Annotated in this window: 9 protein-coding genes and 1 pseudogene; 9 read left to right on the forward strand and 1 reads right to left on the reverse strand. The window is 69.3% G+C overall.

Features of this window, described 5'->3' with window-relative positions:
- Nucleotides 1-207: 207 nt before the first annotated feature.
- Entirely contained in the window at nt 208-1,659 is a 1,452-nt protein-coding gene (gene pdxR / locus VQ03_RS21220) for a MocR-like pyridoxine biosynthesis transcription factor PdxR (RefSeq protein ID WP_048452898.1), read from the reverse strand.
- A 139-nt stretch (nt 1,660-1,798) separates the two neighbouring features.
- Between pdxR and VQ03_RS21225 the strand changes: the two are divergent.
- From VQ03_RS21225 to VQ03_RS21265, 9 genes and pseudogenes are all read left to right on the forward strand, one after another.
- Nucleotides 1,799-2,422: pseudogene (locus tag VQ03_RS21225) on the forward strand (FMN-binding negative transcriptional regulator).
- A gap of 95 nt (nt 2,423-2,517) precedes the next feature.
- Nucleotides 2,518-3,411, forward strand: a complete 894-nt coding sequence (locus tag VQ03_RS21230; protein WP_048452899.1) for a LysR family transcriptional regulator — start codon at nt 2,518-2,520, stop codon at nt 3,409-3,411.
- 109 nt (nt 3,412-3,520) lie between these two features.
- Nucleotides 3,521-4,321, forward strand: coding sequence for a putative hydro-lyase (locus VQ03_RS21235; RefSeq protein WP_048452900.1), 801 nt, complete (start codon nt 3,521-3,523; stop codon nt 4,319-4,321).
- A 140-nt stretch (nt 4,322-4,461) separates the two neighbouring features.
- Nucleotides 4,462-5,712: an ABC transporter substrate-binding protein gene (locus VQ03_RS21240; RefSeq protein ID WP_048452901.1), complete on the forward strand. Its 1,251-nt coding sequence runs from the start codon at nt 4,462-4,464 to the stop codon at nt 5,710-5,712.
- Between the two features lie 294 nt (nt 5,713-6,006).
- On the forward strand, nt 6,007-6,885 hold the full coding sequence (locus VQ03_RS21245; protein WP_048452902.1) for a branched-chain amino acid ABC transporter permease: 879 nt from the start codon (nt 6,007-6,009) through the stop codon (nt 6,883-6,885).
- Nucleotides 6,886-7,926: a branched-chain amino acid ABC transporter permease gene (locus tag VQ03_RS21250; RefSeq protein ID WP_048452903.1), complete on the forward strand. Its 1,041-nt coding sequence runs from the start codon at nt 6,886-6,888 to the stop codon at nt 7,924-7,926.
- A 2-nt stretch (nt 7,927-7,928) separates the two neighbouring features.
- Nucleotides 7,929-8,669, forward strand: a complete 741-nt coding sequence (locus VQ03_RS21255) for an ABC transporter ATP-binding protein (RefSeq protein ID WP_048452904.1) — start codon at nt 7,929-7,931, stop codon at nt 8,667-8,669.
- Nucleotides 8,662-9,411: an ABC transporter ATP-binding protein gene (locus VQ03_RS21260; RefSeq protein ID WP_048452905.1), complete on the forward strand. Its 750-nt coding sequence runs from the start codon at nt 8,662-8,664 to the stop codon at nt 9,409-9,411. The genes VQ03_RS21255 and VQ03_RS21260 overlap by 8 nt, the downstream gene beginning before the upstream one ends.
- Before the next feature lie 567 nt (nt 9,412-9,978).
- The gene (locus tag VQ03_RS21265; protein WP_208605533.1) at nt 9,979-11,052 is read left to right on the forward strand and encodes a class I SAM-dependent methyltransferase; all 1,074 of its coding nucleotides are present in this window, start codon (nt 9,979-9,981) and stop codon (nt 11,050-11,052) included.
- The last annotated feature ends 609 nt before the right edge of the window (nt 11,053-11,661 follow it).

Consider the following 11,661-nt stretch of genomic DNA (forward strand, 5'->3'; position numbering starts at 1 on the left):
TTAAGCGCGGCGGTATGAGAGCCTGTTTGATTGTTTCGGCCGTCCTGACACCCTCCTGGTCATTCCGGGTCCGCACAGCGGAGCCCGGAATGACCAGGAGGGTGTCGAGACTGTCGAGCAAGTCAAACCGGCTCCGAGAAAGGATGTCGCGCGTCGCCGGACCCATCCGGCGGCGCCGCCACCGGGCCATGGCGGTCGTGCGCCGGATCACCCCCTGACGGAGATCCCGCCGGCAAGCGCCGCGGCGAGGCGGCGGATGCCCGTGCGGATCGCGTCGGGCTCGCTGCCGGCAAACCCCAGGAGCAGCCCGGCCCGGTCCGGCCGGGAGGCCGCGTCGTGATAGAGCGGGCCGACCGGGTAGACGCCGACGCCCACCGCCCGCGCCGACGCCGCCATCCCGGCCTCGGCGGCGGCCGGCAGGCTCTCGAACCAGGCGACGAGGTGCAGGCCCGCCGCCGCGCCCTCCACGCGCACCTCTCCGCCGAAGCTCTCGGCGAGGGCGGACAGCAGGGCGGCGCGCCGGGCGGCATTGCGCCGCCGGGCCTGGCGCAGATGGCGTTCGTAGCCGCCTTCGGCCAGGAGGCCCGCGAGGGCGGCCTGCTCCAGTCCCGGCGCCTGCCGGTCGGCGAGGCGCTTGGCCTGCGTGAAAGCTTCGCTCAAGCCCGGCGGTACCACCAGGTAGCCGAGGCGCAGCTGCGGCGAGAGGGTCTTGGAGACCGTGCCGACATAGATCACCCGGCCCGCCCGATCGAGGCTCACGAGCGCCTCCACCGGCCGCGCGTCGAAGCGGTACTCGCCGTCGTAATCGTCTTCGACGATCGTCGCGCCGCAGCTCTCGGCCCAGGCGAGCAGGGCCTGCCGGCGGGCCGCGGGCAGGACGCCGCCGAGGGGGAACTGGTGCGAGGGGGTGACGTAGGCGAGCCGCGCCGGGCCGATCCCGGCGAGACATCCGGTCTGCAGGCCCTCCGCATCGACCGGGACCGGCAGGATCGCCGCGCCCGCCGCGGCGAAGGCCTGGCGCGCCGTCCGGTAGCCCGGATCCTCCATCACCACCCGGTCGCCGGGATCGACGAGCAGCCGGGCGCAGAGGTCGATCCCCTGCTGCGAGCCGTTGACCACGACGATCTGGTCGAGGCCGCAGCGCAGGCCCCGGGCGCGCCAGAGATAGGCCTGCAACGCCGCGCGCAGCTCGGGCAGCCCGCGCGGATCGCCGTAGCCGAGCCGGGCCGGCCGGCGCAGCAGCACGGCGTTGAGCGCCCGGCGCCAGGCGAGGACCGGGAAGTCGCTCCCTGACAGGTCGCCGTAGAGGAAATCGATCGCCGGCCCCGGCGCCCCCTGGGGCAGGGGCTCGGCAAGCACGCGCCGCCCGAAGGCGGAGAGGTGATGCGCCGCCGCCACGGCGGCGGCCGGCGAGGGCCCCGCCAGGATGCCGGCGGCGACCCGCGTCCGGCCCCCGGGCCGCGTCTCCAGGTAGCCCTCGGCGATGAGCTGGTCGTAGGCGGCCGTGACGGTGGTGCGCGAGACCCCGAGCTCGGCCGCCAGCGCCCGGGTCGAGGGCAGGACCGCCCCGGGCGGATAGACCCCTTGGGCGATCTGCGCCTTCAGGTCGGCGCCGATCCGGGCGCTGACCGGCAGGGTACGGGGAGAGGCTGCGTCCAAACTGGCCCACCTATTCCGGTGCGAACTGGCCGTTCAGCATGGGCCGGTTCCGGGCGTAGGACCAGCACCTGTGCCGTGGCGGAAGCCCGCGTCCCGCGCCATGCCCGCGCCGCCCTCCCAGAAACCCCAGGAATTCCCGATGTACATCCCGCCCGCCTTCCGCGACACCGACACGGCCGCGATACACGCCACGATGCGCGCCGCCCCGCTGGCGAGCCTCGTCACCGCGACGGCGGCCGGGCTCCTGTGCACGCCGCTGCCGCTCCTGCTGGACCCGGACGAGGGCGAGCAGGGCGTGCTCTACGGCCACCTCGCCCGGGCGAATCCGCATTGGCGCGAGCCCGCCCTCGCCGAGACCATGGCGATCTTCTCAGGGCCCGACGCCTACGTGACGCCGTCCTGGTACGCGACGAAGCGCGAGACCGGGAAGGTGGTGCCGACCTGGAACTACGTCGCGGTGCATGCCTAAGGGAATGCGGAGTTCTTCGACGATCCCGATCGCCTGCTCGCCGTCGTCACCCGGCTCACCGAGCGGCACGAGGGCGCGCGGCCGAGCCCCTGGGCGGTCGCGGACGCACCGGCCGACTTCATCGCAGGCCAGCTGCGCGGCATCGTCGGCCTTCGGCTGCCGATCACCCGCCTCGAAGGCAAGCGCAAGATGAGCCAGAACCGCAACGCGGCCGACCGGGCCGGCGTCGCGGCCGGGCTGGAAGCGGGCGATCCCGCCACGCGCCATGTCGCCGCGTTGGTGTCGCCGGGCTGATCCCGCTGGAGTGAGCCGGGTGGGCGGGGGCGCCCGAACCTTGCCCCTGGTCCGAACCTTGCTCCACACTGTCCCGGCGCGATCCGGGACGGAGCATGGTGGACCTGAGAAGCCTCGAGATCTTCTACTGGACCGCCTCGCTGTGCAGCTTCCGCAAGGCGGCGGAGCGGATGAACACCTCGCAGCCGGCGGTGTCGCAGCGCATCGCCGCGCTCGAGCAGGAATTCGGGGTGCGGCTGTTCGAGCGGCGCGCCCGCTCGGTGGTACTGACCGCCAAGGGCCGCGAACTCCTGGCTTATGCCGAGCGCTTCCTGCGCCTGCGCACCGAGATGATGCAGGCGGTGGCCGAGCCCGGCTCGGTGCGCGGCGTGCTGCGGCTGGGCGTCTCCGAGACCATCGTCCATACCTGGCTGATGCGCTTCATCGCCCGGATGAACGAGGCCTATCCGGGCGTCACCGTCGACATCGCGGTCGACATCTCGCCCACCATGCGCGACGCGCTCCTGAACCGGGATCTCGACCTCGCCTTCCTGGTCGGGCCGATCACCATGCCGAGCCTGGTCAACCTGCCGCTCTTCAGCGTGTCCCTGGCCTGGATCGCCGCGCCGTCCCTCGATCTCGGCCCCGGCGAGGCGAGCCTGGCGAGCCTCCTGCGCCATCCGCTCATCACCTATCCGAAGAACACCAACCCCTACGTGCAATTGCGCGAGATGCTGGCGCAGTCGAACCTGCCGCCGCCGCGCCTGCACAGCAACGCCTCGCTCTCCACCATCGTCCGGATGGTGCGGGAGGGCATCGGCATCGGGGTGATCCCGCCCGAGGTGGTGCGGCGCGACCTCGACGAGGGCTCGCTGCAGGTGATCGCCCCGGCGCCGGCCCTGCCGGAGATCGGCTTCACCGCCACCTACCCCAATGCGCCCGATGCCGGGCTGGCCGCGACGGCGGCGCGGCTGGCCTGCGAGGTCGCAGGCTCGCCGGACTGGCGATGATAAGCCCCCCTTATCGAAACCGATGCGAAATGACGATTGGCGCTTACCTGCTCAACGGGTGAACATGGCGCATGGCTGGGCACGGATACATCCCGGCAAAGGAGCGGCGATGACCCTTCCCTTCGATCGAGCGCGAATGACCGGCGAGGCGGCGCGGCTGGCCTGCCGCAGCGGCGCAATCACCGGCTGCACCGCCGGCATCGCCGACGGCTACGTCCAGGGCAACCTCGCGGTGCTCCCCGCCGACCTCGCCGACGAATTCCTGCTCTTCGCCCAGCGCAACCCGAAATCCTGCCCGATCATCGGCGTCTCGGCGAAGGGCGAGCGCAGCATCCCCGAGCTCGGCCTCGACCTCGATATCGCCACCGACATTCCCGGCTACCGGGTCTGGCGCGACGGCGAGGTGGTGGCGGAGTGCGACTCGGCCGCCGAGTTCTGGCGCGACGACCTCGTGGCCTTCGTGATCGGCTGCTCCTACTCGTTCGAGGCGGCTCTGGCCGAGGATGGCCTGCCGCTGCGCCATGTCGAGATGGGGGTGCGGGTGCCGATGTACCGCACCAGCATCCCGTGCGCCCCGGCCGGCCGCTTCTCCGGGCCGATGGTGGTGTCGATGCGCCCGCTCACCCCCGCCCAGGCGATCCGGGCGGTGCAGATCACCTCGCGGTTCCCCTCGGTCCACGGTGCGCCGGTGCATCTCGGCCGGCCGGACCTGATCGGCATTCCCGACATCGCCGAGCCCGATTACGGCGACCCGGTCGCGATCGGCGACGACGAGATCCCGGTCTTCTGGGCCTGCGGCGTCACCCCGCAATCGGTGATCGCCGCCGTGCGGCCGGCCTTCGCCATCACCCATGCGCCGGGCTGCATGCTGATCACCGATCGGCGCAACAGCGAATACGCCGTGCTCTGACAGATGTCCCCGGTTCTTTCGTCTTGATTTCCTGTTCGTGCATCGTTTCCGCATTCGGGCTGGCGACAGCCTCGACACGGGCTTTTCAAAGCCGGCGGAATGAGGCTTGGATGAAGTCCCCATCTCCTGGAGGCCAGCGCATGATCCGTCGTCGAGAACTCTTGGTGGGGGCCGGCGCCCTCTCGCTCGCGGGCTTGCGCGGCGCCCCCGCCCGCGCGGCGGCGCCCGAGGTGGTGGTCGGCGTGCTCTATGCCATGTCGGGGCCGAGCGCGCAGGTCGGGGTGGACGCCCGCCACGCCATCGAGACGGCGCTCGATCTCATCAACAACGACCACGACCTCGACCTGCCGGGCGCCAAGGGCGTCGGGCTCGCCGGCATGGGCGGCGCCAAGATCCGCCTCGTCTTCGCCGACCACCAGGCCGATCCGCAGAAAGGGCGTGCCGAGGCCGAGCGCCTCATCACCCAGGACAAGGTCTCGGCCCTCGTCGGCTGCTACCAGTCGGCGGTCTCGGCCACGGTGAGCGCTACCGCCGAGCGCTACGGCGTGCCCTTCGTCTGCGCCGATTCCTCGTCGCCGAGCCTGCACCGCAAGGGCCTGAAGTTCTTCTTCCGCCCGGCCGCCCACGACGAGATGTTCTCGACCGCGATGTTCGACTTCCTGGATGCCCAACGCAAGCAGGGCAAGAAGATCGACTCGGTCGCCCTGTTCTTCGAGGACACGATCTACGGCGTCGATTCCTCGACCGTGCAGCGCAAGCTCGCCGCCGAGCGCGGCTACAAGCTCGTCGCCGACGTGAAGTACAAGAGCAACTCGCCCTCGCTCACCGCCGAGGTGCAGCAGCTCAAGACCGCCAACGCCGACGTCCTTCTGCCGACGAGCTACACCACCGACGCGATCCTGCTGACCAAGACGATGGCCGAACTCGGCTACAAGCCGAAGAGCATCATCGCCCAGGCCGCCGGCTTCTCCGAGAAGGTGACCTACGACGCGGTCGGCGACAAGCTCCAGGGCGTGATCTCACGGGGCAGCTTCTCCCTCGACCTCGCCGCCAAGCGGCCGATGGTCGCCACCGTGAACAACATGTACAAGGCCCGGGCCGGCCGCGACTTCAACGACAATTCCTCGCGCCAGTTCATGGCGATGATCGTGCTCGCCGACGCCCTCGACCGCGCCGGCTCGACCGACGGCCAGAAGATCCGCGCCGCGCTCGCCGCCACCGACATCCCGGGCACCCGTACGGTGATGCCCTGGACCAAGGTGGCCTTCGGCCCCGACGGGCAGAACACCCATGCCGACCCGGTCCTGCTGCAATGGATCGGCGACAAGTTCGTCACGGTGTTCCCGGAATCGGCCGCGGTGGCGCCGGCGAAGTGGCCGATGAACGCGTGAGGTGAAGCGCTTCCCCCCTCTCCCCGCGGGCGGGGAGAGGGCCGGGCCCACGTTCAGGGGGCTCGGCAAGCGCAGGCGAAGCCGGAGCGAGGGTGAGGGGGTCTCGACGAGTGAGACGCCTCCGGAACCACCCCCTCACCCTCGCCCTGCGGGCTCGCCGCGCCGACGACAAGGTCGTGTGAGATCGTTCCGATCCCCAGGCCCTCTCCCCGCCCGCGGGGAGAGGAGGAACCCGCGCCATTCCTGGCGCCGATCGATCCATCATTTCGCGCCCCACCGGAGCCCCTTACCCCCATGACGACGCAAGCCCTGGTTCAGGTGCTGGCGAGCGGCCTCCTGATGGGCTTGATCTACGCCCTGATCGCGGTCGGCCTCTCGCTGATCTTCGGCCTGATGGACGTGGTGAACTTCGCCCATGGCGAGTTCCTGATGCTCGCGATGTACGCGACCTTCGGGCTGGTGCTCGTCACCCAGCTCGACCCGGTGGTGCTGATGCCGCTGGTCGCCGCCCTGCTCTTCGTGCTGGGGGCCGCCGCCTATCTGGGCGTGGTGCGCTTCGCCATGCGGGCCAAGGCCAACCAGGGCATGGTGCAGATCTTCGCGACCTTCGGGCTCGCCATCCTGCTCCAGGGCGCCGCGCAATACCTGTTCACGCCGGATTACCGCAACGTCCAGAATACCTGGCTCGGCGGGCGCACCCTCGATCTCGGCGGCATCTTCCTGCCCTGGCCGCAGATCTTCGGCGCCTTCGTCTCGCTCGCCGCCTTCGGGGGCCTGCACCTCCTGATGAGCCGCACCGATTTCGGCCGCGCGCTGGAGGCCACCCGCGAGGACCAGGGCGCGGTGGCGCTCGTCGGCATCGACCGCAACCGGGTCTTCGCCCTCGGCTGGGGCTTGGGGGCCGCGCTGGTCGGCCTCGCCGGCGCCGTGCTGGCGATCTTCTACTACATCCACCCCCAGGTCGGCGCGAGCTTCGCGCTGATCGCCTACGTCACGGTGGCGCTCGGCGGCTTCGGCAGCGTGGGGGGTGCGCTCGTTGCCGGCATCATCGTCGGCCTCGTCGAGGCCGTCACGGCGGTGATCCTGCCGCCGGCGCTGAAGTCCATCGGCGTCTATGCCCTCTACCTCGCAGTGGTGTTCGCGCGGCCGCAAGGCCTGTTCGGGAGGCTTTAGATGACCACGCTGACCACCGCCCTCGCGCCGGGCTCAGTACCCGCGCGGGCCGAGGCGAGCTACGCGGCCAAGCGCCGGCGCAAGCTGGTCGTCGCCGCCCTGGTCTTCGCGGGCCTCGCGGGCTTGCCCTACGGCATCCGCGACGTCTACCTCCAGAACGTCCTGATCCTCACCCTGATGTATGCCGCGCTCTCGCAGAGCTGGAACATCTTGGGCGGCTATTGCGGGCAGGTCTCGCTCGGCCACGCGCTCTATTTCGGCTTCGGCGCCTACGCCACCTCGGTGCTGTTCGTGAATTACGGCGTCCTGCCGTGGTTCGGCATGCTGGCGGGTGGCGCCCTCTCGGCGGCGGTGGCGCTGATCCTCGGCTATCCGTGCTTTCGCCTGGCCGGCCACTACTTCTCGATCGCCACCATCGTGATCGCCGAGATCGGGCTGCTGCTGGTCCATAACTGGGACTTCGTCGGCGGCGCCATGGGCATCCAGTGGCCGTTCAACCCGGATTCCTGGTGGACGCTCCAGTTCGCCCGCGACAAGATCCCGTATGTCCATTTCGCGGTCGGCTTCCTGGCGGTGGTCTGGTTCGTGACCTGGCTGATCGAGGGCTCGCGCTGGGGTTATTGGTGGCGCGCGGTCAAGGACGACGCCCAGGCCGCCGAGAGCCTCGGGGTCGAGGTCTTCCGCTCCAAGATGGCGGCGGCGGCGGTCTCGGCCTTCTTCACCGCCATCGGCGGCGGCTTCTACGCGGCTTACGTCTCCTACATCGATCCCGAGAGCGTGATGAGCTTCCGCTTCTCGCTGCTCTTCGCCCTGCCGGCGGTCCTCGGCGGCATCGGCACCCTGTGGGGACCGCTCGTCGGCGCGGCGATCCTGATCCCGCTCACCGAGATCAGCCGCTCCTATCTCGGCGGCAGCGGCAACGGCCTCGATCTGATGCTCTACGGCGTGCTGGTGATGGTGGTGGCGCTCGCCCGGCCCGAAGGCGTCCTCAGCCTCTTCCGCCGCACCCGCAAGGCCCGCAACGAGGAGGCGACGCCGTGAGCATGCCTGCCGACACCGCGCCCCTGCTGCGCATCGACCACGTCACGCTTCGCTTCGGCGGCCTCGTCGCCAACGCGGATGTCAGCCTCGACGTGCCGGAGGGCCAGATCCTCGGGCTGCTCGGGCCGAACGGGGCCGGCAAGTCGACCCTGTTCAACCTGATCTCCGGCACCTACCAGCCGAGCGAGGGACGAATCGTCTTCGAGGGAGAGGACATCACCCCGCTCTCCGCCCCCGAGCGCTGCCGGCGCGGCATCGCCCGCACCTTCCAGGTGCCGCGCTCGTTCGATTCGATGAACGTGCTCGAGAACGTCGTCGTCGGGGGCTTCGCCCGCCATGCCGGCGCCGCGGCGGCGCGACGGGTGGCTCTCGAAACCCTCGACTTCGCCGGGCTGTCCCATCGGGCGGAGGCCGTGGCGGGGGAGCTGACCCCGCCGGAGAAGCGCCGCCTCGAGGTCGCCCGGGCGCTGGCCACCGAGCCGAAGCTCCTCCTCCTCGACGAGGTGCTGACGGGGCTGACCCCGAGCGAGGCCAAGGCCGGCGTCGAGCTGATCCGCAAGGTGGCGGCGCGCGGCGTCACCGTCATCATGGTCGAGCACGTGATGGAGGTGGTGATGCCGCTCGTCGACCGCGCCGTGGTGCTGCATCTCGGCCGCGTCCTGGCCGAGGGCCACCCGACCGAGGTGGTGCGCCACGAGGGCGTGATCACCGCCTATCTGGGGGAGCGTCACCGTGCTGCTTGAGGTCCGCGGGCTCTCCACCGCCTATCAGGGCCTCTTGGCCATCCAGGGCGTCTCGATCGAGGTCGATACCGGCGAGATCGTCGTGGTGGCGGGCGCCAACGGCGCCGGCAAGTCGACTTTGCTGAAGTCCATCTCCGGGATGGAGCGGCCGCGCTCGGGCGAGGTGGTGTTCGACGGCGCCCGCATCGACGGTCTGCCGGGCCACGCCATCACCGCCCGCGGCATCGCCTACGTGCCGGAGAACAAGCGGCTGTTTCCGCGCCTCTCCGTTTCCGACAACCTTCGGCTCGGCAGCTACCTTCACCGCAAGGAAGCCGACCGCGAGGCGCCGCTGGAGCGCGTCTTCACCCTGTTCCCCCGCCTGAAGGAGCGCCTGCCGCAGCGCGCCGGCACCCTCTCGGGCGGCGAGCAGCAGATGCTCGCCATCGGCCGCGCCCTGATGACCCGGCCGCGCCTGCTGATGCTCGACGAGCCGAGCCTCGGCCTCGCACCGCTCATCGTCGCCGAGGTGATGCGCACCGTGGCGCGTCTGCGCGACGAGGGGGTGGCGATCCTTCTCGTCGAGCAGAATGCCCGCGCGGCGCTCCAGATCGCCGATCACGGCTACGTCCTCGACGGCGGCAGCGTGGTGCTGCAGGGCGACAGCCGCACGCTTCAGGGCGATGCGCGGGTGGTCGAGACCTATCTCGGCACCCTCGCGGTCGATGACGCCCCGCCGAGCCGCGCCGCCTCTGGACGCTGACCTGGGCTTCCCTGAGACCCGAATGGCCGGGAGCCTTTCGCTCACCGGTCGGAGCCGGCCGCCCGGACCGTCCGGCTCACCTTTTTTCGTCACGACCAATCAGTGCAGGGCAGCCGTGACTCACGCCGCTCTGTCGCGTTTCTGTCGCCCGGTCATGACGGCGACAACGTCGCCCATCTGATCGGGCTGGTCCGCCGAAGCACCGCTTCGCCGATGCCGGCGACCCCGCGACCTCCCAGTCCGGATGCCTTTCACACGCTGTCCATCGAGCGCGGCGCTGCGGATCCATGCCTTTGTCTTGGTGTGGTGGATCGAGACACGGCACAGCAATGTGGATGGACGTATACATGGGAGCATGTTCAATCTGGCTCGTCCGCCCCGCCCTTGATCAGTGCGACTGTCGTGTCACCCCACCTCCATCAGATCATGGGTCGGCGAGCCGCCATGCAGCGCGTCAATCAATTGACGTATAACTCAACGATGGACCAACCCGCCGCCAATGATTAGGAACCTATGCCTAGGGTACCCGGCATCTCGCCGGGGCATAAGACGCCGAGAGGGCAGGCCATGCTCCAGTCCGAGGATCGCAATCCGACGATGCGCGATGTCGTTTACGCGGCCTATGAAAGCCTGCTTGGACGCCCACCAGAAAGCGAGGCGATCGTTTCGCACCACGCCTCAGGCAGCTCACCCGCCGAAATCATCACCGCCATTGCCTCTTCCGGCGAATTTCGTTCGCGATTTGCAAAAAATAACGCTCTCTATCAATATAACAGCCAAATCGACGCCGAAGAGATCGTCCTATCCCACGCCCGACAAGATCTACAAGCCCATCCGGACTCTTTGACAAATTATCTTGGCGTTAGGATCGACACCAAATTTCTACCCTCGCTTCTTTCCGGATCGGCAGGCTTAGTGGAGCCAGCGCCCATCCCGGCGAATTGGCACGCCGATACCGCCGAATGGGCGGCCGCTCTGCGCGCCGTTGACCTGGCGGGGTCGCGGTTTACGATGGCCGAACTCGGCTGCGGCTGGGGATGCTGGATGAACAACACCGGCGTTGCCGCGCGCAACGCGGGGCGTGACGTCCACCTCATCGGTGTCGAGGGCGATGCTGGTCATCTTGGTTTTGCACGGGAGGCCCTCGCGACGAACGGCTTTGCGCCCGAAGAGATCACCCTCTACCGTGGCATAGCGGCGGCACAGGCAGGAACCGCGCTGTTTGCGCTTCAAGATACGGCTGGCGAGAATTGGGGTCTCGCACCGGTGTTCGGCGCAGACGCCGCAGAGCGGGACCGGCTGCTGGCGACCGGTCGTTATGAACCATTGCCGATGGTTCCGCTTGCCGACGTGATCGGCTCGCGCACGCTTGATCTGCTGCACATGGATATCCAGGGCGGAGAAGCAGAGCTGGTGAAGTCCTGTCTTTCCATTCTCAATGAACGCGTCAAATATCTCGTGATCGGCACCCACTCACGACAGATCGAGGGGCAGATTTTCGATATCTTGCAGGCGGCCGGCTGGCACCTGGAAATCGAGAGGCCGGCCATTCTCACGCTGACGCCAGAGGGACCGGCGACAAGCATTGATGGAGTTCAGGGGTGGCGCAATCTGCGCCCGAGAACGGTCGCAGCAGCATGATGCCCGCGGTGGCGGCCTTTTTCCCACATCGGGCTGCCAGCGATACAGACTTGCCATGATGGCCGAGCTTGCCATGATGGCCGAGACGCGACTTATGGATGCCGGCGCTCGTTCCCGAACCGATGCCTTCGGGAAGGACAACTCTGTCGTACCCGCGTCACCGCGTGCAGCCTCGGCAGGCTCTCACTCCACCGGCGCCGACAACACCGCCGTCGGTTCATCTCCGCGCCTGCGGGGGGCGGCCGTGACGGTATGGCGGACCGCCCTGACGGCAATCCCCAGCGCCCGCGCGTCCCGCGTCGCTCCTCGTCGCGGAGCCCGCGGCACGGCACGACGCCAAGTACAGGCCGGGGTCCCAGGTTAGGGACGGTCGGTGGAAGGCTCGGGGCATCCCTGCCCTCCCCTGCCGGCGACGTGATGGCGAGACGAGAGACCGCACGAGGGGCTTGCCCAGAGCGTGGGTCCCGGGTACCTACGGCAAGGGTTTGCGTCGTCGTTTCTGTCGCCGAGTCTGTCGCCCGGACGCAGACCAAGCGCTAGAGACTGAAGACTCAACCGAAGGGCCTGTAGCTCAATGGTTAGAGCCGACCGCTCATAACGGTCTGGTTG

This window comes from Methylobacterium tarhaniae (genome assembly GCF_001043955.1).
Lineage (GTDB): Bacteria > Pseudomonadota > Alphaproteobacteria > Rhizobiales > Beijerinckiaceae > Methylobacterium > Methylobacterium tarhaniae.

Coding starts and splice junctions, on each gene's coding strand:
- VQ03_RS21230 (WP_048452899.1), top strand. CDS start 2,518: ATGGTGGACCTGAGAAGCCTCGAGATCTTCTACTGGACCGCCTCGCTG.
- VQ03_RS21235 (WP_048452900.1), top strand. CDS start 3,521: ATGACCCTTCCCTTCGATCGAGCGCGAATGACCGGCGAGGCGGCGCGG.
- VQ03_RS21240 (WP_048452901.1), top strand. CDS start 4,462: ATGATCCGTCGTCGAGAACTCTTGGTGGGGGCCGGCGCCCTCTCGCTC.
- VQ03_RS21245 (WP_048452902.1), top strand. CDS start 6,007: ATGACGACGCAAGCCCTGGTTCAGGTGCTGGCGAGCGGCCTCCTGATG.
- VQ03_RS21250 (WP_048452903.1), top strand. CDS start 6,886: ATGACCACGCTGACCACCGCCCTCGCGCCGGGCTCAGTACCCGCGCGG.
- VQ03_RS21255 (WP_048452904.1), top strand. CDS start 7,929: ATGCCTGCCGACACCGCGCCCCTGCTGCGCATCGACCACGTCACGCTT.
- VQ03_RS21265 (WP_208605533.1), top strand. CDS start 9,979: ATGCTCCAGTCCGAGGATCGCAATCCGACGATGCGCGATGTCGTTTAC.